Source organism: Lysinibacillus sp. 1 U-2021, assembly GCF_029916965.1.
Taxonomy (GTDB): Bacteria; Bacillota; Bacilli; order Bacillales_A; family Planococcaceae; genus Lysinibacillus; species Lysinibacillus capsici.
Genome location: NZ_CP123966.1, coordinates 2,856,319 through 2,879,343 on the forward strand (window position 1 = coordinate 2,856,319; position 23,025 = coordinate 2,879,343).

Annotated in this window: 22 protein-coding genes, 2 pseudogenes and 2 riboswitches; of the genes and pseudogenes, 17 read left to right on the forward strand and 7 right to left on the reverse strand. The window is 40.7% G+C overall.

The window, feature by feature from the left end; all coding sequences use genetic code 11:
- Positions 1 to 9: 9 nt before the first annotated feature.
- The 9 genes from QH639_RS14670 (at position 10) to QH639_RS14710 (ending at position 8,006) form a co-directional block, all read left to right on the forward strand.
- Complete coding sequence (locus QH639_RS14670) at positions 10 to 966, forward strand: ABC transporter ATP-binding protein (protein WP_048390257.1); 957 nt, start codon at positions 10 to 12, stop codon at positions 964 to 966.
- A complete protein-coding gene (gene opuFB, locus QH639_RS14675) occupies positions 956 to 2,476 on the forward strand; it encodes an osmoprotectant update ABC transporter permease/substrate-binding subunit OpuFB (RefSeq protein WP_269898708.1) in 1,521 nt (506 codons plus the stop codon). Before QH639_RS14670 ends, opuFB begins: the two co-directional genes overlap by 11 nt.
- A 118-nt stretch (positions 2,477 to 2,594) precedes the next feature.
- Positions 2,595 to 3,233 (forward strand): DUF2975 domain-containing protein, encoded by a 639-nt coding sequence (locus QH639_RS14680; protein WP_237900287.1) that lies wholly within the window; start codon positions 2,595 to 2,597, stop codon positions 3,231 to 3,233.
- An 11-nt stretch (positions 3,234 to 3,244) separates the two neighbouring features.
- A complete protein-coding gene (locus QH639_RS14685) occupies positions 3,245 to 3,463 on the forward strand; it encodes a helix-turn-helix domain-containing protein (protein ID WP_004229412.1) in 219 nt (72 codons plus the stop codon).
- Between the two features lie 25 nt (positions 3,464 to 3,488).
- A complete protein-coding gene (locus QH639_RS14690; RefSeq protein ID WP_048390263.1) occupies positions 3,489 to 3,812 on the forward strand; it encodes a DMT family transporter in 324 nt (107 codons plus the stop codon).
- Between the two features lie 13 nt (positions 3,813 to 3,825).
- On the forward strand, positions 3,826 to 4,188 hold the full coding sequence (locus QH639_RS14695; protein ID WP_237900289.1) for a DMT family transporter: 363 nt from the start codon (positions 3,826 to 3,828) through the stop codon (positions 4,186 to 4,188).
- 314 nt (positions 4,189 to 4,502) lie between these two features.
- Complete coding sequence (locus QH639_RS14700; protein WP_237900292.1) at positions 4,503 to 5,153, forward strand: HAD family hydrolase; 651 nt, start codon at positions 4,503 to 4,505, stop codon at positions 5,151 to 5,153.
- 149 nt (positions 5,154 to 5,302) lie between these two features.
- Complete coding sequence (locus tag QH639_RS14705; protein WP_066037421.1) at positions 5,303 to 5,734, forward strand: hypothetical protein; 432 nt, start codon at positions 5,303 to 5,305, stop codon at positions 5,732 to 5,734.
- Between the two features lie 79 nt (positions 5,735 to 5,813).
- Complete coding sequence (locus tag QH639_RS14710) at positions 5,814 to 8,006, forward strand: YheC/YheD family protein (RefSeq protein ID WP_281114732.1); 2,193 nt, start codon at positions 5,814 to 5,816, stop codon at positions 8,004 to 8,006.
- Between the two features lie 76 nt (positions 8,007 to 8,082).
- On the opposite strand, the gene QH639_RS14715 is transcribed toward QH639_RS14710, so the two are convergent.
- Positions 8,083 to 9,294 (reverse strand): ATP-grasp domain-containing protein, encoded by a 1,212-nt coding sequence (locus QH639_RS14715; RefSeq protein WP_048390271.1) that lies wholly within the window; start codon positions 9,292 to 9,294, stop codon positions 8,083 to 8,085.
- A gap of 140 nt (positions 9,295 to 9,434) precedes the next feature.
- Between QH639_RS14715 and QH639_RS14720 the strand changes: the two genes are divergently transcribed.
- Together QH639_RS14720 and QH639_RS14725 are read left to right on the forward strand one after the other, a co-directional pair.
- Positions 9,435 to 10,829 (forward strand): Mur ligase family protein, encoded by a 1,395-nt coding sequence (locus QH639_RS14720; RefSeq protein ID WP_281114733.1) that lies wholly within the window; start codon positions 9,435 to 9,437, stop codon positions 10,827 to 10,829.
- Positions 10,830 to 10,971: 142 nt separating this feature from the next.
- Positions 10,972 to 12,357: a UDP-N-acetylmuramoyl-tripeptide--D-alanyl-D-alanine ligase gene (locus tag QH639_RS14725; RefSeq protein WP_131519835.1), complete on the forward strand. Its 1,386-nt coding sequence runs from the start codon at positions 10,972 to 10,974 to the stop codon at positions 12,355 to 12,357.
- Positions 12,358 to 12,399: 42 nt separating this feature from the next.
- Here the strand turns inward: QH639_RS14725 and QH639_RS14730 are convergent, their stop codons facing one another.
- Entirely contained in the window at positions 12,400 to 13,755 is a 1,356-nt protein-coding gene (locus QH639_RS14730) for a C40 family peptidase (RefSeq protein ID WP_281114734.1), read from the reverse strand.
- A 241-nt stretch (positions 13,756 to 13,996) separates the two neighbouring features.
- Positions 13,997 to 14,362 (reverse strand): VOC family protein, encoded by a 366-nt coding sequence (locus QH639_RS14735; protein WP_281114735.1) that lies wholly within the window; start codon positions 14,360 to 14,362, stop codon positions 13,997 to 13,999.
- 406 nt (positions 14,363 to 14,768) lie between these two features.
- Positions 14,769 to 14,994: riboswitch (cobalamin riboswitch) on the forward strand.
- A 9-nt stretch (positions 14,995 to 15,003) separates the two neighbouring features.
- On the opposite strand from QH639_RS14735, the pseudogene stfP reads away from it, so the two are divergent.
- The 3 genes and pseudogenes from stfP to QH639_RS14745 form a co-directional block, all read left to right on the forward strand.
- Positions 15,004 to 15,306, forward strand: a pseudogene (gene stfP / locus QH639_RS14740) (protein StfP); the annotation flags it as partial.
- Between the two features lie 12 nt (positions 15,307 to 15,318).
- The gene (locus tag QH639_RS26390; RefSeq protein WP_328080356.1) at positions 15,319 to 15,930 is read left to right on the forward strand and encodes a glycine-rich domain-containing protein; all 612 of its coding nucleotides are present in this window, start codon (positions 15,319 to 15,321) and stop codon (positions 15,928 to 15,930) included.
- Complete coding sequence (locus QH639_RS14745; RefSeq protein WP_000994391.1) at positions 15,930 to 16,346, forward strand: tail fiber assembly protein; 417 nt, start codon at positions 15,930 to 15,932, stop codon at positions 16,344 to 16,346. Before QH639_RS26390 ends, QH639_RS14745 begins: the two co-directional genes overlap by 1 nt.
- 260 nt (positions 16,347 to 16,606) lie before the next feature.
- Here the strand turns inward: QH639_RS14745 and QH639_RS14750 are convergent, their stop codons facing one another.
- Positions 16,607 to 17,674 (reverse strand): acyltransferase family protein, encoded by a 1,068-nt coding sequence (locus QH639_RS14750; protein ID WP_281114736.1) that lies wholly within the window; start codon positions 17,672 to 17,674, stop codon positions 16,607 to 16,609.
- Between the two features lie 549 nt (positions 17,675 to 18,223).
- Entirely contained in the window at positions 18,224 to 18,997 is a 774-nt protein-coding gene (locus QH639_RS14755; RefSeq protein WP_281114737.1) for an LEM-3-like GIY-YIG domain-containing protein, read from the reverse strand.
- A 496-nt stretch (positions 18,998 to 19,493) separates the two neighbouring features.
- On the opposite strand from QH639_RS14755, the gene QH639_RS14760 reads away from it, so the two are divergent.
- The 3 genes from QH639_RS14760 to QH639_RS14770 all read left to right on the forward strand — a co-directional run bounded on the left by QH639_RS14760 (position 19,494) and on the right by QH639_RS14770 (position 21,687).
- A complete protein-coding gene (locus tag QH639_RS14760) occupies positions 19,494 to 20,324 on the forward strand; it encodes a hypothetical protein (RefSeq protein ID WP_115786975.1) in 831 nt (276 codons plus the stop codon).
- Positions 20,325 to 20,470: 146 nt separating this feature from the next.
- Positions 20,471 to 20,677 carry a hypothetical protein gene (locus QH639_RS14765; RefSeq protein ID WP_129073686.1) on the forward strand — a complete coding sequence of 69 codons (207 nt, stop codon included), beginning with the start codon at positions 20,471 to 20,473 and terminating at the stop codon, positions 20,675 to 20,677.
- Between the two features lie 428 nt (positions 20,678 to 21,105).
- Positions 21,106 to 21,687: a HEPN domain-containing protein gene (locus QH639_RS14770; protein ID WP_162826300.1), complete on the forward strand. Its 582-nt coding sequence runs from the start codon at positions 21,106 to 21,108 to the stop codon at positions 21,685 to 21,687.
- Positions 21,688 to 22,168: 481 nt separating this feature from the next.
- Here the strand turns inward: QH639_RS14770 and QH639_RS14775 are convergent, their stop codons facing one another.
- Entirely contained in the window at positions 22,169 to 22,579 is a 411-nt protein-coding gene (locus QH639_RS14775) for a LysR substrate-binding domain-containing protein (RefSeq protein WP_281114738.1), read from the reverse strand.
- Positions 22,558 to 22,833, reverse strand: a pseudogene (paoD, locus tag QH639_RS26505) (molybdenum cofactor insertion chaperone PaoD); the annotation flags it as partial. The gene QH639_RS14775 and the pseudogene paoD, both read right to left, overlap by 22 nt.
- Positions 22,794 to 23,019, reverse strand: a riboswitch (cobalamin riboswitch). It overlaps the preceding pseudogene by 40 nt.
- Between the last annotated feature and the right edge of the window lie 6 nt (positions 23,020 to 23,025).

Below are 23,025 nucleotides of genomic sequence, written 5' to 3' on the forward strand. Positions count from 1 at the left end.
AGATGACAGATGATTACATTTGACAATGTCTCAAAACAATATGATAACAACCAAATAGCTGTCAAAGCGCTAAATGTAGAAATTAAAAAGGGTGAATTCTTTGTTATTATTGGCCCTAGTGGATGCGGCAAAACTACTTTGTTGAAGATGATTAATCGATTAATACCCTTAACAGCAGGCACCATCTGGATCAATGATAAAAGAATTAGCGATTATAATATCCATGAGCTGCGTTGGAGTATTGGCTATGTACTACAGCAAATCGCCCTATTTCCGCATATGACAATAGAGGAAAATATTGCGGTTGTACCAGAACTGAAGAAATGGAGTAAAACGAAAATCCATCAGCGTGTAGACGAACTATTAGCGTTGGTGGGTCTAGAGCCAGCGAAATATCGTCAGCGTAAGCCAAAGGAGCTGTCAGGAGGCGAACAGCAAAGGGTTGGCGTTGTTCGTGCCTTGGCAGCTGACCCAGAAATTATTTTAATGGATGAGCCCTTTAGTGCGCTAGACCCTATTAGTCGCACCAAACTACAGGATGATCTACTAGAGATGCAGCGTACCATCCAGAAAACCATAGTATTTGTATCACATGATATGCAGGAAGCACTGAAATTAGGAGATCGTCTCTGTATTATGAAAGATGGCGAAATTGTTCAGATAGGCACTCCACAGCAATTGCTACAAAATCCTGTAAATGATTTTGTCCAACAGTTTATTGGAGGTAAGCAGTCGGATCAATTGTTTACGATCCATGATGTGTTACAGCCAATCACAGTGACAAACGACTTTGGGCATACCATTCCTGTAGATGCCCCATTTCCGACGATTCTTGAAAAATTAGCCGAGCATGACTTGTTAGGTGTCGAAGAGAATGGCAAGCTCATTGGCATGGTGACAAGAGCTTCCACGCTTCGTTATTTAGCAGCGGATTCTAAGAAAAGAGGGCATGTGCATGGTGGCTAATGTGGTAGATGTATTTCAGGAACGGAAGGCACAGCTGCTGGCTGCATTACTAGAGCATATCCAAATCTCTTTTATTGCGCTATTTTTTGCTGTCCTCATCGCTATTCCCCTAGGTATCTATTTAACCAATAAAAAGAAAATAGCCGAGAGTATTATTGGAATCAGTGCTGTGCTGCAAACGATTCCTTCCTTAGCGTTGCTCGGCTTATTAATCCCTTTATTCGGTATTGGGAAAGTTCCCGCAATTATTGCGTTAGTCGTCTATGCGCTGTTGCCTATTCTACGAAACACCTACACGGGCATCAATGAGGTTGACCCATCACTGAAAGAAGCGGCATTAGCTATGGGAATGAATCGATCAAAGCGTTTAGTAAAGGTTGAGCTACCACTTGCTATGCCTGTTATGATGGCTGGTATTCGGACAGCGATGGTGCTGATTGTGGGAACAGCAACATTAGCTGCTTTAATTGGTGCAGGAGGCTTAGGAGATATTATATTACTTGGGATTGACCGAAATAACACGGCACTCATTCTTATAGGAGCCATTCCCGCTGCTATTTTAGCCCTGATTTTTGATGTGGCGCTTAAAAAGTTAGAATCTCTGTCCTTTAAAAAAACAGTAACGACGTTGAGTCTCATTAGTTTAGCGGCACTGGTAATGATTTTCTTCCCGCTCCTAAGCAGTAAACAGCAAGATGAAATTGTCATTGCAGGAAAGCTTGGTGCGGAGCCTGAGATTCTCATCAATATGTATAAATTATTAATTGAGCAGGAGACCGATTTAACGGTGACATTAAAGCCAGGGCTTGGTAAAACTTCATTTGTATTTAATGCATTGAAATCGGGCAGCATTGATATTTATCCTGAATTTACAGGCACCGCTATTTCGGAGTTTTTAAAGGAAGAAGCCATTAATAATAACCAAGAAGACGTCTATCTTCAGGCGAAAGAGGGGATGCAGGAGCAATTCGATATGGTCATGCTAAGTCCCATGAGCTATAACAATACGTATGCACTCGCTGTATCAGAGGAGCTGGCTGAGAGCTATCAACTGCAAAAAATCTCTGATCTTAAACCGATAGAGCAGAAGGTGAAAGCAGGCTTTACATTAGAATTTAATGACCGTGAGGATGGCTATGTTGGCATACAAAAACGGTATGGGATAGCCTTTACGACACTTGCAACGATGGAGCCAAAGCTTCGCTATCAGGCAATACAATCAGGTGATATTAATTTGCTAGATGCTTATTCAACGGATAGTGAAATTCGTCAATACAAGCTACGTGTATTGGAGGACGATCAAGCATTATTCCCACCATACCAGGGAGCGCCTTTACTAAGGAAAGAAACGCTGATTGACTATCCAGAGATTGGAGAAGCGTTAAATCAACTAGCTGATCACATTACAGATGATGAAATGCGAGAAATGAATTATCAGGTGAATGTAGAAGGAAAGCTTGCAGCAGAAGTAGCAAAAGAATATTTAGTAAAGATAGGATTATTAAAATAAACCCTCTACCTTTAGAGGGTTTATCTTTATCAATAATTTATTAATGATAAACATTAAAAAATTATTGATAGAGATAAAATGGGATGTATAATAGAGAGAAGGGAGGGAGAGGTTGATAATGGGGCAAACAATTCAAAGTAAAGAATTTCGATGGATGACAAAGGGGCTTCGTACCGCTTTTACCATCATCATGGTGATGATGATTTTTGTCTTGACGATGCTCGCGATTTTTATGGTGGGGGCAATAGTGGTATCAGAGCAACAAGTGAATCATTTATTAGCAAAGGGCAGTGTGACCGCTGCCGTTCAGTTAGAAGGATTGGAAATGAAGCTGGCAGACCATGTGACAAGGGACATTCACTATTCAAAAAAAGATGTCATGACCTTTCTATTTACTGCTACAATATACATAGCTATTTTATTAATGATTATTGTACAAGTGAGGAATATATTAAGTAACTTATCAAAAGGTATTGTATTTTCACTCGCTAATAGTAAAAAAATGGAGAGAATTGCCTACTGTGTGATTGTATTGAGCTTGACAGTAAATGCATTTCGTACATATACCGTCTATCTGATTATGCAACAATTCCAATTGGAGTCCCGATTTGTAGAGACGGGTTTGATCAAGGGGATTAGCTATCATTTTACAGGCATTCACTGGACTCTTTTACTATGTGGTGTGGTGATTTGGACCTTTGCACGTATTTTCCGATACGGTGCATTCCTTCAGGATGAATATGATGCAACAGCTTAGGAAGTGAAAACATGACCATAATTATTCGATTAGATCGTATGCTAGCGGATCGTAAAATGCAGCTGAGTGAACTTGCAGAGAGGGTAGATGTTTCGATTGTCAATCTCTCTAATTTAAAAACAGGCAAAGTAAGAGCCGTACGTTTTTCTACATTAAATGCCATTTGTAAAGCTTTGGGCTGCCAGCCAGGAGATATATTGGAGTATGTAGAGGAAGAAGATGACATCTAGAAGCAAAGCAGAAAGGATTTTTTGAATGACGGCTTTTAGTTTTTTAATGCTCGCTATCATAGCAGAGGTTTTTGCCAGTTCCTTGCTCAAGCGTACGGAGGGCTTCACACGAATTGGGCCATCAATTGGCGTAGTAGTAGGCTATGGAACGGCATTTTATTGTTTAGCCTTAACATTAAAAGTGATTCCTATTGGCACAGCCTATGCAATTTGGGCAGGTTTAGGGACAGCGTTAACCGCTATTGTGGGAGTTGTCCTCTATAAGGAACGATTTAATCGCAAGAAGGTATTAGGGATTCTATGCATTATCTTGGGTGTTGTGGTACTCAATCTTGCTGGTGGTCATTAGGAGGCTGAACAGGATGAAAGGCTATTTATTTTTAACACTATCGATTATAAGCGAGATCTTTGCAACAACCATGCTGAAGTTCTCAGACGGCTTTACTGTCCTCGTCCCATCCTTGGCGGTAGCAATTGGCTATGGTATTTCGTTTTATAGCCTATCCCTCTGCTTAAAAACCATGCCATTAAGCTTGGCCTACGCTATCTGGTCAGGTGTCGGCACAGCTTTAACCGTTCTGGTAGGCATTGTCATTTGGCACGATATTTTTACTGTTTATTCTGCGATCGGTATTGTCCTCATTATAGGGGGCGTTATCTTGTTGAATCAGGGGGATAAAGGTGAAGAAGTGGTGGATAGCCTAGCAAAAGCGTCAGATCTGTGAGGATAGGCGGATAGAAATGCGAAAGTAGCGGATAGCGGTTCTAAATCAAGGGATAGGATTAGCAAAGTGGTGGATAGCTTTGCAAAAGAGTTGGATGCTTGAGGATAAGCGGATAGAAATGCAAAAGTAGCGGATAGCGGTTCTAAATCAAGGGATAGGATTAGCAAAGTGGTGGATAGTCTAGCAAAAGGATCAGATCTATGAGGATAGGCGGATAGAGATGCGAAAGTAATGGATAGGATTAGAAAATCGATGGAGAGGTCTGCCAAAACCTAGGCTTAGTTCAGCGCAAACCAATAGAATGGGGGAATTTGATGATAAAAGCTCTAATTTTTGATTTTGACGGTACAATCATTGATACGGAAACAGCATGGTATAACGTTTTTAAAGATGCCTATGCACAATATGGTGTTGAATTATCGTTAGCAACCTATGCTAAGTGCCTTGGGACCAATCTTCAAACCTTTAATCCCTATACATATCTTGTTACACATCATCACATACAACTGGATGTGGAGGCTTTTCAAACATCCATTCAGCAACGCCATGCACAATGGATGGAAACGGAAACGCTAAGACCTGGTATTTTAACATTGCTACAGCAGGCAAAGGAAGCGGGTTTGAAGATTGGACTTGCTAGTAGCTCCAGTCGTCAATGGATTGATGTGTATATGGATCGGCTGGGTATCCGACATTACTTTGATTGCTTTTGTAGCGCTGACACGGTGACAAATGTTAAGCCTGATCCAGAGCTTTACTTGCAGGCGCTTGAACAATTAGGAGTAGAGGCTGATGAGGCCATGGCAATTGAGGATTCACCGAATGGCGCACAAGCCGCTGTAGCAGCGGGACTTTATACAGTGGTCATTCCGAACGAGATTACCAAGCAATTACCATTCAATACAAAACACCATACCGTTACTGCATTAGAACAATACACAATACATGATCTCCTCGCAACATAAGCTTTGGCAAAAGCCTCCCCCTCATTGGTGGAGGTTTTTTTAGTTTCTTTAGGAAGAAGTCGCCATATTTTTTGTCGCAACATATGATAACGAGAGGGCAACTTACACGGATCAAATCGTATAGTCAAACTAAGAGAGGGGGCTACGAATTGAATAGTGATAAGAAAAGAAATCACTTTTTATGTGAAGCTTTAAGTGATTTAAAGGATCTTCAGGATATTATGATGAATTTTCATTCTAAATATTTTGGTCAGCTACTTATTAAAATTGTCGGGAGTGATACGATTCCATTTTTTTTAATTACACATAGTGGTGCTCATTTAAGTTTATTGGATACAGTGAAACAGTTTGAGACAGAGTTTTTCCGCATTGAGGATGTTGATAGAGAGCGTTGCCGTGGCACAGTATCATTGTTGCGTGCTTTTGATTATGAAGGAAACGATACAAATTCGATTGCAGATGTGGTGAGGTTAGAAAAAACAAGTACAAAGAAATCTATTGAACTCAGTGGTATATCGGCCATTCAGCTCTTAAAGCCAGACATGTTGAAGGGGAAATTTATCATAGAGCCGAAATGGTAGTACCATATTAAACTACTAAAGCTAGAGCATCTGTCTATATGCAAGGGATACAAAGTGAATGTAATAGAGAGAGAATCTAATGAAAGGAAGTTTAGCTATGACGATTATTGGTATGCTGCATCATCGACTTGATCCAACAACAGTACTCAAGTCTTATGCCTTTGCAGCAGTTGCGAAAGCTGAAGGCGCAACATTTTTTTATTTCACACCTAAAAGTGTGGACTTTGCCAAACGTTCTATTCGAGCAAAGGTCTATGAGAATGGACAATGGCAAGAGAAAACAATGCCCTTTCCTGATGTTATCTATAATGCAGGAAGCCCTGAGAAATTATCTGTCTCGAAGGAGATTATTGACCGTTTAAAAGAGGAGATTCCATTCACAACCCATTCAATCGGGAACAAATGGAATGTGATGAAACGATTAAAGGAAGCGAAGGAATTTGAACAGTATTTGATTCCCTCTGAAATTGTAAAGGATGCCGATTTATTTCATAAGTTCGTTAATTATTATAAACGAGTTGTGTTTAAGCCAATTGATGGACGAAAAGGGAAGGGTATTTATTTTATAACGAAGGCGGGAGCCAAATATTTTGAGGTGCGAAAGGATAGCACCACGACAACCTATACAAAGCCACAATTGGATGCATTGATAAAGGAGCAACTTGCGTCTGGCACCTTTATTATGCAGCCTTATATTCAATCTGTTACAAAATCTGGTCAGGTCTATGATTTCCGCCTACATGTTCAAAAAAATGGAGAAGGTAAATGGGTAGTGACAACGGTGTATCCACGCATTGCACCGAATGGCTCCATCATACCGAATATTAATAATGGTGGCTATACCAATTATTTAGATCCTTTTTTGGAGCAGGAGTTTAAGGAAGAGGCCTATAATATTCGGCGAATGCTTGAGCATTTTTCACTGGCGCTGGCACATCATCTGGATGAAATTCAAATGGCGAAATTTGGGGAAGTTATTGATGAAATTGGCATTGATGTAGGGTTAGATCAACATCAAAAAATTTGGATGTATGAGGTCAATTGGCGCCCAGGCTGTCCTCCTGCCTTTTACTTGGAATTAGATGTGGTCATCCATTCTATCCGTTATGCGATGTATCTTGCCAAAAATCAAAAACCGCTGAAAAAGAAAATTGTCCAACAAAAAACGAAGCAGGTGGAGGCAAAGAAAACCTTACCTATTATTGCGATTACAGGAAGTGCAGGGAAAACCACGACAAAGGCATTTGTGGGTTCGATTTTATCGAAAAAGTGGAATGTATTTGAATCAAAGGATTATTGGAATACGACGGAGCATACGAAAAAGCATAAGGAAGAAATCAATGATACACATCAGGCCGTTGTATTAGAGTATGGTATGGCTTACCCAGGCATTATTACTAATCACTGTAGCATCATTCAGCCGAATATTAGTATTGTAACGAATATAGGCTTAGCCCATGTTGGGAACTTTGATGGAGATGTAAGGGGTGTTGCCAAGGCAAAATCGGAATTGATTCATGGCATGGATCAACAGGGATTACTCATTGTCAATCAAGATGATGACAATTCAAGATACTTAGAGACACAGCAATTTAAAGGGAAAATCATCACGGTAGGCATTAAAAAAGAAGCGGATTACCGTGCATATGATTTGCAATATAAAGATGTCGGCATGTCCTTTAAAATGAAGCTGCATGGGCAAGAAATAGAATTATATATTCCTATTTTAGGAGAACATCATGTATACAACGCATTGAATGCAGTGGCAGTGGCTGATTTTTTAGGATTTAGTCCACTTGATATTCAGGCAGGGCTCAACTTTAAAAAACCACCAAGACGTTTAACGATTTATAATTGCCGTGATGATATAACGGTTATTGATGATACAGTACACTCTCATCCGCAGGGGGTTCGTGCTGCGCTCGATGTACTGAAGAATATCGCAACAAATCGCAAGGTAGCCATTATTGGGCAAATGCGAGAACTTGGTGTCTTGAGGGAAGAGGAATATCGTAAGGTTGGAGAGTACGTGTATGAGATCGGCATCGATGAATTTATTACCTATGGCTTTAGGACAGATGAAATGAGTAATGCTGCCATCGCGAAGGGCATGGACCCATCCAGAGTACATCATTTTATTAATAAAGATCAATTGCATGCCCTCCTTGAAAAGCTCATTAAGCCCCATGATACCATTCTTGTGAAGGGTGCAAGTAAAACCAATATGTTTGAAACCGTGAAGTTTTTAGATCAAACGTTTAAAGAAGAATAAACGTTTACGACTGATGAAGATAAAAAAGCCCGAGTAACTGTCCACTGGCAAGCGGCAATTATTCGGGTTATTTTTTTCAAACTCTCAAAATGAATTTTATTTCCTTCGCTGCAGTGATTGCGTGATTTCTTGCTTCCTTCAAGGTTGCTCCCTCTGCAATGACATAGGCGTAACGATGACCCATCGATAAAGGTGGGGTGAGGAGGGTGCCTCTTCTCGGTTTGACATATACTTCAACGACGCCAGTTGATCTTGTCGCTCTTGCCTTGCCAATAACCTTTTCTAAAATTCCTCTACTTTCCACAATGACATATTTTGTATACACAAATTTTTTATGTCTTGGTTGCAGATTAGGCTGTTCTCCTAGCAAAATCTTCAGTGTTTCTTCTACTAAACTAAAACCTAGAGCTGCTTGTAGCATATTATTCATAGCGCCACCTGAAATTCGAGGATTGATCTCGATAAGTTTCCAACCATTTTGGGTTAATCTAAGCTCTAAGTGAAGTGCCCCATTCTCAATACCAAAGGCTTTCACGATGGAATGGAGTACCTCCTCGATGCCTGATTGGATGTCTTTAGGGGCTTTCACTAGAACACCATAGCCAGTAATGATAAATCGTTTTCCTTGCGTAATTTCTTGCTCAATTATACCAATGACATGTGGTTGTCGTTGATAAACAACCGCCTCTACTAAATATTGAGGGCCATCTAGATATTCTTCAATCATGATGGTTTCATAGGGATTTTTACTGCGTAGTGCTTTGAGGTGGTTATTGAGTTGGTCGGCATCCGTTGCTAGTAAGACATCTTTTGAGCCAGTTGATTTAGGAGATTTTACGATTAATGGAAAGGTTAAATTTTTAGCTATAGGTTCGTTCGGTTTCATGAGCGAAAATTTTGGTGAGTATGGTTGGTCTTGTAAAAACTTTCTTGTTTTTTCTTTATCCTCCATAGTTTCAATGGCACTGGAGGATGTATAGTTCTGACAAAATTCATCACATAGTATTGAAGCAATATGGACAAATGGATCAACAAAACTAACGATACTTTTAATATTTAATCCAGCTTTTCCTAGTTTCTCAATTTCATCTTTCATGCTCTCGATATCAAAAGTATCAATGAGTATCATTTTATGGATGTCGGGGTAGGCTCTGCGCTGCTGAAGTTGTTTTTCATTATTTGTGAAAAGTACTGTGAAGTAGCCTAATTTTTCTGCTGCCCTTGTTGCTTCACGACTAGACCCAGATTTGTTTGTACCGATAAATACAATGGCTTTCAGGTATATCACTCCTTCTATTGGTACTTAGATACTTAATCACCTTTATATATATGCAATGAAATAGATTTCCTCTAGTTATGTATCTTGTCTACATCCAAGCAACTTTTAAAAGGTTACATATACTAGAAAAGAAAGGAGGGAGAAAAGATATGAAGCCTCTTTCGGTGAAAAATTTAGCAATGATTACGGCAGGCTATCTAGTGCACGGGTCAGAGGATACACTGATTCAGCATGGGGCTTATCGATTAAAGCAAGTGAAAAAGTCCAATACGGCCCTTTTTACAAGTAAACGTATTGTTAATTGGAAAAATCTTGAGCCACTTTCTCCTCTAGTGCTAGTGACCGATAGAGCTTATCGGCCAACTGACATTCCCAATCATGTCATTATGATACAGGTAGCGAATGCAGAAGAGGCTTATTGGAAATTTGTCCATTTTTATCGCAGCCAGTTTCATATTCCGATTGTCGCAATCACAGGTACATCAGGCAAAACAACGACAAAAGAGATGATTAAACATATTCTTTCAGCTGATCGGAAAGTGACTGCGACGACATTGAGCAGCAATTCTAGAACGGCTTCTTTGCAATATTTACTGGGCATTGAGGAAGAAACCGAGGCTGCCGTTTTTGAAACAGCAGTGGGCTCACCTGGAGACGTTACGAATGCAGGAAGATATTTCAAACCGACAATCGGTATTATTACGAATATCGGAGCCCATCATTTAAATTATTGCAAAACATTAGAAGGCTATATTCAAGCAAAGGGAGAAATGCTAGATATCATTCATCCAAAAGGTACATTAATTATCAATGCTGAAGATATGAATACGAAAAAAATAGATGTTTCGAGATTTCGTGGGCGTTTGATTAGGGTAGGAAAGCATGACTCCTGTGATTTTCGCGCAAGCCATATCCACTACTATCAAAAAGGGATGAAATTTATTCTGCATCATGATAGAAAAAGCTATGACATACTTGTACCAGGGTTTGGAGAGCATCAGGTTTATAATGCTCTTGCTGCCATTGCCGCGGTCCATGATATGGGGATCCCTATTCCAGTCGCAGCACAACAGCTTCAATCATTCCGTCAATTAAAAAAACAACTGCAACTCTTTGAGGGCATTAATCATTCCATGTTATTGGATGATACATGGAGTATTACAACCACTTCCTTAGAGGCTGCCTTAAAAGTGTTGAATGAATTAGGTGACGGCAAGAAAAAGATTGCGGTTATTGGTACGATTACCGATTTAGGTTCGTGGGGCTACATTATTCACGAACAGGCGGGTGAATTAATTCAACGGATTGGCGTGGATGTCCTGATTACCATTGGAGAACACGCAAGGATTATGGCTGATCATGCAGTAAAGCTAGGATTTAGCGCGCCTGTTTATACATTTAAAAATAGTACGCTAGTCTATCCGTTATTGCAGAAGATTGTGGATGAAAATACCATCATTCTCATAAAGGGAGATATGTATAGCAAACAGGTCTCTAAACTAGCAACGGAGCTAAAGCTAAAGCCTCCACCACCTGCTGATTAGCTTCTTTCCATATAGGATATTGACTGTGCCACATAGAAGAGCTTTCTAATAAGGTATAGTAATTGATCAAAAAGCAGCACGCTAGATCAAGAGAAGAAATAAGTCATCTACAAGATTGATAAAGAGAGGAGGCGTAGTACACTTGCAATCCATTAGTGTGCAGAAACTTAGAAATGTCCTACAGGGAAAGCTCATTCACGGATCTGAACAATGGTCTGTTAAGCAGGCGATCTACTATAATCGGCATGATTTAACAAAGAGCCATTCGCTCCTGTTTGTTAGTCGAAACGATCAAATCAATTGGCAAGAGATTGATCGGAAAGGTCCGTCTCTTATCATATCCGATAAATCGTCTACAGAGTTAAAAAATGCACTGGAAAATACAACCGTTTTACAAGTGAAAAGTGTTGCACAGGCATATTGGACATTTATCGAGTATTATCGTGGGCTCTTTGAAATTCCCGTTGTGGCTTTAACAGGAACTTGTGGGAAAACAACGACAAAAGAGATGTTAAAACATATTGCTAGTCAGCATTGGCAAGTGCAAGCATCCATCAGTAGTAAAAACGAGCCAAGGCAATCATTACCTTATTTAACGGGCATTGACGATAAAACACAAGCTGCTATCTTTGAATTAGGCTTAGGGAATACGGGGAATATTAAACATCAATGTATGATCTATCAGCCAACTATTGGGATCATTACAAACATTGGTGTGCATCATCTAGATGGCTGTCTCAATTTGGAGGGCTATATTAAGGCTAAGGCAGAAATTGTGGAAGGCATTAAAGAAGATGGCACGTTAATCATTAATGCTGATGATGCCAATACTAAAAAAATCTCATTGAAAAGATTTAAAGGGAAGATTATCAAGTTTGGCTTACAGGATACGGCAGATTACAAGGCTTCGAAAGTGGAGTTTGCCAATACGGGCATGAAGTTTGTTTTAGAGGTAGCGGATGAAACATACAATGTGTTTGTCCCAGGCTATGGAGAGCATCAGGTCTATAATGCCTTAGCCGCGATTGCAGCGAGCCATGAAATGGGGCTGACCATTCGTCAGGCAATCGCAGGACTAAGAACATTTAAACAGATGGCAAGACATTTAGAGTTTACGACAGGACTTGGTGACAGTACGATTATTGATGATACATGGACAAATAACCCAACATCTGTAGAGGCAGCCTTAAAAGTGCTAGATACGGTGGGAAAAGACAAAAAGGTCATTCTTGTTTTAGGGGATATAAAGCGATTAGGCAATTTTGAAGAAAAATATCATCGCGAAATCGGCTCCATGGTAGCAGTAAGAAAGATCGATACATTGATTACCATCGGCAAAAGGGCAGAGAAGATTGCCGATCAAGCGCAAAAGGATGGAACCAGCGCAGAGGTTCATACGTTTAAAGAGGTAGCAGGCGTTTTAGAATTATTGAAACCAAAGCTAGATGCAGACACGATAGTTTTAATTAAGGGACCGATGTCTAGTAGATCCATGATCGAATTTGCCAATAAACTAAAAAACGCATAGAAAAAGGGTGTCTCAACATGATTGAGACACCCCTATCCTCATTTATTTTAAGACGCGTCGAGCGCTTACAAAATTCTTTTGTGCCCACGTCGAAGAAATGTTTTGTTTTACAATATTATTAGTTGTCATACTAATATATTGGTTATTGCCTATATAAATACCCGTTTGTGTGATCTCTTGTCCACCATTATTCGTAGAGAAGAACAGTAGATCCCCTTTTTGTAATTGTGATTTTTGAATACGTGTCCCTACTAAAGCCTGTTTACTTGCTAGTTTATCTTTTAAATCAATACCATGCTTTTTAAAGACATAATAAGTAAAGCCCGCACTTGTAAAAGTCAGTGCACTCTCATTGTACGTATAGCCGAATTTTGCTTTGCTTGCTAAGCCAGTAGCAGTTGCAATAATTTTATCGGCAGATGTACTTGCTGAAGGTGCACTTACGCTGGGCGTAGAGGTGCTACCAGAGAAAACGCGCTTCGCTGTAATATAATGTTCAGTATAGTAATCTACAAATAATACTCTTGTCATTACACCATCTGAATTAGGGATGATGATACGGTGATCTCCTGCGTAAATCCCGACAAGTGAAGGTGTTTTAGAACCTTTGACACTATTAAAGAAAACTAGGTCACCTTTCTTTAAGTTAGCACGTGCCACAGTGGATCCTTGGTTCATTAATTGGTTTAATGAAGTTGCGCCGAGTGTCACACCACTTTTACGATAGATAAAATCAACGAAAGTTGGAGCTGTAAAGCGTAAGCTAGCCTCATTTGTTGTGGAACTAATCGTTACTTTGTTTTTATAGGATAGAGCATTCTCTACAATTTTATCGCCTTTTGTAGCAGGGTTGGCAGATAGCAGAGTAGGTAATACTCTACGTGCAGATACATAGTTTTCCGTATAATACGGCTTACTATTTAAATCAGAGATAACTATATTTTGTTTGGTATCAGCCATATGGATGATTTTATTGTCGCCAATATACATGCCGACATGATCGGGATCAGTTCCTGTTTTTTTACTTTTAAAGAACACTAAATCGCCTTTTTGTAATTGGTTTCTCGCTACATAAGTCCCTTGCTGAATCATATAATTTTCATTATACGTACCAAGGTCTACCCCGTTTTTCTCGAAGATGTACATTAAAAATGAAGCACAAGAAAATTTGTATGGGTATGTAGGCTTGTAAACTGAATTGCTGTATGTTGCTTGCCCCATTAAGCTTTTACCAGTCTGAATTAATTGGTCTGCTTTTGCAGCTACCGCCTGTGCGTTGTTCTGAGCATTTGTAGTCGCAGCCTCTACTTGTATTGGCTGGATCGCTGTTTGCACCATTCCAAATGAACTAAATCCAATTGTTAATGCAAGTGTTGTAGATAAAAATCGTCTATTCATGTTGCGTAACCTCCTAAAGCATCTAGTAGGATTTCTCCTGTATACCTTTGCCATGGAAATAATCGTAGCATGAAAAAGTAGGGCTTCTGGGCGGTAAATGTTACCAGGGTAACTGAAGGGAGGGCTTCAACACTTGCTATAAAAGGCTTTGTCAAGGGAATTTACAGTTTTATTACAAATGTTTCAGTAAGATGTAATATGGAACAATTCCATGAAAAAAGCTGCCCCAAAACGAGGCAGCCTACACGATTTTCTGTATCATTTCTACACGATTACCAAAGGGATCACGGAATTCAAAACGCTCGTAATGAGGAATAGGCACAGAATCGAGTATCTTGATTTGATGAGCTGCGAGTTTCTTCCGCCAATACTGAATATCCGCTACTTGATATGCAATATGCGCCTTTGTGGTCAAACGATCGAAGCCATCCTTTGTCCCTACATGGACCTCCTGTTGACCAAGCTGTAACCAAAATCCCCCACGTCCTTTAAGGGAATCAGGCTTCTCTAATTCTTGAAGTCCTAAGACATGACAATAAAAATCCTTCCCTTGCTCCTCACAACCTTTCGGAATTGTAATTTGCACATGATGTAAACCCATAATCATCTCAGACCGCCCCCTTTTTTTCTTAATTATAGAGTAAATTCTAAATATTTGAAATGGATGGGAGGATAGAGTTTTAAAAGTAGGGGATAGAATTCTAAATCATCAACTGGAAGGATAGAGTTTAAACTGGTGGATAGAACTTCAAAAGTAGAGGATAGAATTCAAAAACTGGAGGATAGAACTTCAAAAGTGGAGGATAGAATTCAAAAACTGGCGGATAGAATCATCAACTGGAAGGATAGAATTTAAACTGGCGGTTAGAACTTCAAAAGTGGAGGATAGCGCTTCAAATTTAGTGGATAAAACCTCGAAAGAGAGGGATAGAGCTCTAAATCTAATCTTTAGAACTTCAAAAGACCAACATTTCTATTCTGTTAAGATTTAATACTATGGTATAATAATAAAAACGGAATAATAGGATAGAGGTACAAATTAGATTTTTTAATTTGTTTAAAAGGGAAGATCGGTGTGAATCCGACGCTGTCCCGCAACTGTAAATGGGAGCACATTTCAAAAGGCCACTGTTACGCGATCCCTGTGATTCCGCACTGCGTATCTGGGGCGACACAGTTGTCGAATGTGTGCTTAACAAACTCTGCCCGTCGCATACCTACGTAATTTTTAAATATCCGGAGTAATCCATGCATCGTATAGACACGAAAACCGCGCAAAAGGATAAGTTCGGCGCGGGTAAGAACGGTTTTACCCGTGGTAACCCCCAGACAGGCACGCCTGCCACCGATCTGGATGATGACTACTTTGATATGTTGCAGGAAGAGCTCTGCAGCGTGGTGGAGGCATCCGGTGCCAGCCTGGAGAAGGGGCGGCATGACCAGCTGCTTACCGCGCTTCGTGCGCTGCTGTTAAGTCGCAAAAATCCGTTTGGCGATATCAAATCGGACGGCACGGTGAAAACGGCTCTTCAAAACCTTGGTTTGGGAGATACAAGCGGATACGTGGGACGCCGGCTGAGTACCCGGGCTTTCGCGTCATCAGGTACGTATACCCCATCACTAGAAACAAAACGGATCAGGGTCACAATAACGGGCGGCGGTGGCGGAGGGGGGGGCTGCCAGGCTATATCCAGTAACGAAACGTTTTTCGGTGCTGGCGGTGGGGCCGGAGGGACAGTAATCACCATACTGACCCCGACACAGAATAGTTATCCTGTCACTATCGGCGCAGGTGGGGCCGGCGGCGTTGGTGCGACGAACGGCCTCAAGGGCGGTGATAGCTCGTTCGGATCGGTAATAGCCCCTGGTGGTGAAGGCGGCGGAAAATCAGGAGTCACAAACACAAACGGCGGTAACGGAGGCGTACCGAATATTGGCGATATCCGCATCACTGGTGGAGATGGAGGCGACGGTCAGTCCGGGAATATCGGCGTCAGCGGTGAAGGCGGTGCATCGTACTGGGGAGGCGGTGGACGCGCAGGCGCTGGCGGTGGCGTTAGAGGCAGGGCATTTGGTTCAGGCGGAGGTGGTGCATACGATGCAGGTTATAGCGGAACCAGTATGACGGGCGGGAAAGGTGCTGCTGGGGTTTGTATTATCGAGGAGTTTGCATAATGAATGCGTCATATGCAGTTATTGAAAATGGGATGGTTGTGAATGTCATTGTCTGGGATGGCGAGGATGAATTCACTGTGCCGGATAATCTGCAGCTCATTAATATTTCTGATATCAGTGAGCAGCCCGGAATCGGCTGGGCATATTCAGACGGGGTATTTACTGCGCCGCTCCCTCCGGAACGTTCTCATGATGAACTGGTAGCTGACGCTGAACAGAAAAAACAGTCGCTGATAGACGCAGCAATGGCCAATATCAGCGTGATTCAGTTAAAGCTGCAGGCCGGGCGCAAACTGACGCAAGAAGAAACTACCCGACTTAACGTTGTGCTGGATTATATCGAGGCTGTGACGGCAACAGATACCAGCATTGCACCGGATATTGAGTGGCCGGATGAACCGTGCTTCGCTGAATAAAATCTGTTGAGGAGAAGCGGTTTAATTGTAACTCAATTCTTTTTGTGTAATAAAAGTAGGATAAAACTGTGACACATAAAGCCTCGCAATGGTTTGCAAGGCTTTGAACGCTTCTATATTGAGGATGTGACGCGGTTTCGTTTATTTCCATTCTATATATTGATGCCGATTTTTATGAATATAGAGCATACGGATAAACTGCAGTGTGATTAGAGTCAAAGTAATAGTTGTTGACTCTAATCATTGCAAAGTGACTTTACTTAATGAAATTTATCTCGGATGAATTGTTGCGATGGTTTTTCAATGAATATATATGACATATAGCTAATTGCCATTAATGTAAGCATGAATAAAATGAATACCTTGGGGCTGTAAAAAAGATCGCGTCCATAGCCAATCTTGTCAGCTAAATAAACAACAATGATTTGCAAAGGAAAATGTAAAAGATAAGATGAATAACTGATATCACCCAACCATTCAATTTTTTTCCCAAAATCGTTTCGTATTGCGCTAATTGATACAAGGAAAAAAATTATGGAGGTAAATCCGAATAAGATAATTGAGAATATATCTGCTACTTGCAGGGTAAAGATAACTCCCCATGAGATCAATAGAAAAAAACAAGCAAAAATAAAAAATAACTTTGCGCTAATATTTTTTATGGCCGCAATCGTAATTTTATAGGTCAGACCACCAATAAAGAAAGAGAATGCGCCGATCATTATGGGATTGTTAATTTTGAAAAAGTAGTACGATAATGCAACTATTAAAATTGATATGAATGTTGTTTTTGATGTGAACTTGCATAATATAAAAAATATCATGTACATAAGTACTTCAATCGACACGGACCATGTCGGGGCGTTGAAGGACCAACCTCGCTCAAATCCCCATGATTGAATCATCAATAAATTCAGAATGGCATGGTAAATGTCATTCATAGGATAAACAAAAAAATAATTATGACTTTTAAAGAAAATAATTTGCAATATTGCCACGACAGCAAATGTAAATATATAAAGTGGATATAATCTACTGACACGGTTAACTATAAAAGTTTTTGCTGAGGTTTTATTGCTGTGTATATTGTCAGCGTATAGATAAAAAAATATGAATCCAGAAATCATAAAAAACAATTCGACAGCATATAAACCGTAATGATAAAAGACGGAAAAAAATTCATAAAAAGGTTGGCGGTTTATGATTATGTCAGATGCAGCATTCTTTTTCATAAAAAAATGTTGCCAATGCCATAACACAACGGAAAGTGCGGCAAATCCTCTCAGAACATCCAGGGTATATATTCTCTTCCCAAAAACATTCGTCACAACGAACCTCTTTTAATAAAGTCAAGTGATAATGAAAGATAAATATTGTAAACGAAAAAGCACTGGACTGGAACATATATCTCTGCCTGTAATTTAACCAGGGTAATTTTACTAACGCAGTCATAATTCGTTCATGTATACCAGATGAAAGTACATGTTCTATGAAATAGGGTTTTGCCTGGAGTTTGAAGGTTTTTAACGATTATACCTGTTTAATCGACTCCCCATGTTTTTTGACATTATCCACCGCACACGATACTGGATGCCAGGCAAACTGATTTGCTGGCATAAAGTCACTGAGAATTTTTTACCAACAATATCTTGCCACATCTTTTCCCGCACAGTTTCGGCAATAGAATCAGCGGGCAGCGGTCATCAATATTCACCAGACATTGATCTGCCGCACTATCTGACCGGTGTCCTGCTGAGAATACTAATTTCTTTTTTTTGCAAGTGCTGTCCAATCATGATTGGGGGGGCGGCGGAGTTGAAAACGCAGACACGTTGTATGCAATAACGTGCTGCGGTTTAATCTTATCAATTGAATACTCAAAAATTAGGTGAGTAACGGACCGGGGACATAGCTCCTTTTTTTCTTAATTCATCTGGTATTTTTTTCCCAAGATAAAGATTTGCTATTTCAGGTGGGGCTTCTCGACCTTCAAAACCATAGCGAGAACTTTGTGTTGCCTCAAAGTCAGGATCCTCGTCCCAGTATTTCATCGTAGGGAAATTTTCACGTGTTGATTTGAGCCATTTATCAGCAATAAAAACCCCTCGAACGATACCCCTTACAGTGGCAAGAATGACTTCTGCTTGACTGGCGCGCGAGGCATTGATGCGCCAGCTAAATCGAACCGCATCATAAAGCTCTGAATCCTTTGCACTTCTGTTAACGGAAATCATTAATGCTTTATGATGAAATGTTATGGTTTCGGGTTGATATGTTGCTATCAATTCTTTGACATGCGCGGCGCCGAATTCATTGCTGCCAGCACCATTCATGATATTCGTTAACCCAGGGTAGGCATCATTAAGTGCTGCTTCAACTTCGTACGCCGTCTTTTCATCAGTCATTCCATGTCGATGGATGACATGGATAACTTCAAGTCCCGCTAATCTTATTTCTCTGATTTGCTTTAGCTTGTTGCTCAGTAACTCGTCATCATCAGCCGCTGCCACTTCACCGCGCATATGGGCAAATACGCGGTTACCTTTGCCTTTCCCTACATAGAAGGTGCTTCCGTCCCTAGGATCAATCAATCGGTATACATACCAGCCAAGGTGTTCAATTACTCCAGAAGGAAACTCAGTAATATCCATTTTGCAATATCTGTGAATTATTTGTGAGACGTATATTAATGAACATTGCAAGGGCTCACAACTAGTAGTGTTGAGAAAGCCATCGGGAAAATGAGGCTAACCCTTTGAATTTACATAGCGCAAAAAGATACCTTTCCTCATAATGTGAGCTAATTTTATGTTTCGTTTGATGATCGGGTCGGTCTCGAAACCCGTAGCCACGTCGTATGCAAGAACGTGCTACGACTGGCTGGTGAACTTCCGATAGTGCGAGTATTGAATGATTTCCAGCTGTTATCGATTTTGCGTATTTTTTGCATGAGAGGATTTTTACCTCCTCCCACCGATCCTCCATGGCTTTACGCCAGTGTCTCTAGGTCTGCTATGTGCCAAAAGCAGACATTATAAGTTCGTACTGGATTAATTATTGAGTAGTGAAAAGAGGTTATCTCTAGCAGTTTAATCCCTAATTTTTTGTTGGCACGTATACTCGCCCATCGTTATGATGGGGTGATACATGTCATTAACGGATAGGGATGTTGAGATGGACAAAGCAAAATGGCTCACCGGTATTAAGAAAATTGCCGAAATAACGGGAGCAGCGGTTGGTGGAGGGGCTGGAATTTTAGCCAATGGCCCTTTGACGGCAGCAGCGGGAGGGGCGATTGGAGTCGTCATTGCACAGACCATCACTGAAGTTGCAAGCCGGGCTTTATCTCAGAGGGAAGATATTAGAATTGGCTTATCAGCACGTATCTCTATTGATCGTATAAATGAATTGCTGGAAGAAGGTCATAAACCACGCGATGACGGATTCTTTGATGAGGAAAGGAGCATTGCTGAGGAAGTATTCGAAGGTTGTTTGATGGCGTCAAAAAATTCCCATGAAGAAAAGAAAGCGCTCTATCTTGGCTATCTGTTTGCGAATCTTTGCTTCAATAAGAAAATATCAAAAGATCAGACTAACAGAATTGTCGCAATTGCGAATAGATTAACGTATAGCCAGTTATGTATATTACGGGCGTTTATATTTGAAGATATACGCTCAATACTTCCATTGATAAATCATGACTTCACCAAAAACAATGCCACTTTCGAGCAAATAGTCGTTTTACAAGAGATTTATGAGCTCGATGTTTCAGGTCTTGCGATAATAGAAGACCAGCATACATTCTATTTTAACCAGGTAACCCCAAGCAAAGTTAGGACACAAGGTATGGGAGCTGCATTGTACGAATTGATGGAACTGAAAAAAATACCGATGGAGGACTGGATTGGTACAATCCGCCCTCTTTTGACTGATCCATCTTTTCCTCATAAAGAATCAACAATTATGCAACAATGGTGACTATGTGCATGCCACTAATACAGTCGCTTCCTCGCTCATAACAGACAGCTAAACCTGATACGGAGCAGCTTCGTGCCCAAATACTAAATACTACTTAATAAAGAGCAGTGCTAGATGTTAAATACTAATAATCAGTTGAGGATCCTATGATTACAAAGTTTAATTTTCCTAATTCCTTCATCACAGAATTTATTAAAACACCCGATAAATATCCATTATCCATCCCAGAAGGGGCCATACTTCGTGCTGCGTATACTCAAGGCATTAAGCTTCGTAAAGTAACTGGTGGGTGGGTAGAGTATGATGATAATTCTCAAAAATGGGTTGTATATAAAGTTTGTGCATCTTGGTAGGTCCTGTTGAAAATTGGGAATGGATCATTTACCAGCCCTTGAACATCCACTGAAAATGATCTACTTCCCATGACTCAAGACAACACGATGTAAAAATGCATCCCAGACTTCCGCTGTTCTCTAACAGCAGACCTGATTGCCATTTATGCTGTCCGCTGCGAGTCATAAGCGGATTTTCTATCATCGCGATATCTTAATTTAAGGGGAGCAGTTCACGGCAACGGCAGTAAAAGGCTAAGCTGATAAAGTGGAGTTGATGGCAGCTATGTAGCTCCTTTTGCCAAACTAATAGACATATCTTTAACAAATAGATTCCAGATAACGTTTATGAGTAACTGTGTTACAGTAACGTTAGAAGATAAAACGCAAAAATTCACTGACTGATATCTTAACCATACGATTGTGGACTAAAACATTGAAGGTTATCAATGATGAACAAAATAAGTTTAAGAAAAACTCATGCACAACTCTTTTCCCGGAAGCTTAAAAAGTTAGCTATCATACAAAGGATTGAGCACGATCTAGATAAGCTAGACTTGAATGAACCGGATTCAGTGTATTCAATTAATCAAAAAAAAGAATATCTTTATCAATCATACATAGTTCATTTAGTTGCAAGTTGGCAAGAGTTTAATAAAGATCTCGTACTGTATTGTTTTGATGCATTGAAAAAAGATAGCGATAACCCTTCAATTAATTCAATTGCTCAAAGTCGCATTGATGACCTGCTTAAACAGTTCAATACGCCTAGCGCAGCGAATGTCGACTCGTTGTTTGACAAAGCTTTTGGTGTAAAAAAAACATCTAAGACGTGGACATTGGGTACAGCGGATTCTCAGATGGCTCTGAATGTGCTAAATAAAGTGCTGAAAACTAGACATAAAATTGCTCATACAGGTTATGCATCTGAAGAACTTAGTTACAAGGAAAATTTTGAAAATATGGAAGTGATATATGAAATTGCAGTTGCAACAGAAAAGCATGTGTTGGCATCTTTAAATATTAAATAAGTTGAAAGGAGAGTTTTTTATCGTATTGCTTAATCATGCCCGTTTCTCGCTCATAACAGACATAAACTTCAGTTATAGCATAAAGGTATGCATGCTGGGTGGGGAAAGTATGAAGGAAAAGAAGACTGCTGCGCCGTTTGTCGTCACGTTTATCTTCATTGGCTATGCAAGTCGTAATACAAGGTGGGACAAAACTGAGACACATAAGGCCTCGCAATGGCTTGCAAGGCTTTACATGTTTTGATGTGGTGGGACGTGTGAGCGCAGTGTTGATGGGGTAATGCTTTGAATTAGAAGCGGATTCTTATAATTCGTAATGCGAAGGTCGTAGGTTCGACTCCTATTATCGGCACCATTAAAATCAAAGAGTTACCCCATATTTAAATACACCACGTTTCCTCCTGTGCCGCATTTGTGCCATTGTAACCTTGGCAATTCATCAAAATACTGTTCTGACATCAGGCAGTGCAGGTGCAGCTATTTAAACCAATTGCTGCCGCCATTCTTTGACGTAGTCAATCAGGGTGCGGAGCTTTGGTGCAATATTGCGACGCTGTGGGAAATACAGATAGAAGCCCGGAAATTGTGGAAGAAAGTCATCAAGCAGCGATACAAGCTTACCGCTTTCAATATATGGCCTGAAAGTTTCCTGAGTGGCAATTGTTATTCCTCCGCCGGCAAGAACCAGCCTCAACATCAGACGCAGATCATTAGTCGTAATCTGCGGTTCAATCGCAAGGTCGAAAGTTCTCCCGTTTTCTTCAAATGGCCAGCGATAAGGCGCAACCTCCGGGGACTGACGCCAGCCGATACACTTATGGGTATTTCCCTCGGAGGCGAGAAAGCGCTTTCCACGCCCGGCCGCAAGGATCAGGACGACGGGGGCAGGCATGAATCCTCCTCCTGATGGAGACGTACAGAGGCGATTTCTGCCAGCACGGAGAGTGCCAGAGTATGCGCATCCCGGGCTTTGGGGAATATCCCGACGGGGGCCCGGATTTGCGCTGTCTCCTCCCTGGACCATCCCAGCTCGTGGAGCTTTTGCAGACGTAACGTGTGGGTTCGATGGCTGCCCAATGCGCCGAGATAAAAGGGTTTTGCTTCTCGCGCGGCCTGCAACACTGGCAGCTCCCGGTTGAGATCATGGCACAGCAAAATGACCGCCGTATCGGTATCGATCTGAGCGCTGGCTGAGGCCGGAAAAAGATCCGTAACAGTGGCCTTTTGAAATGTGCTCCCATTTACAGTTGCGGGACAGCGTCGGATTCACACCGATCTTCCCTTTTAAACAAATTAAAAAATCTAATTTGTACCTCTATCCTATTATTCCGTTTTTAT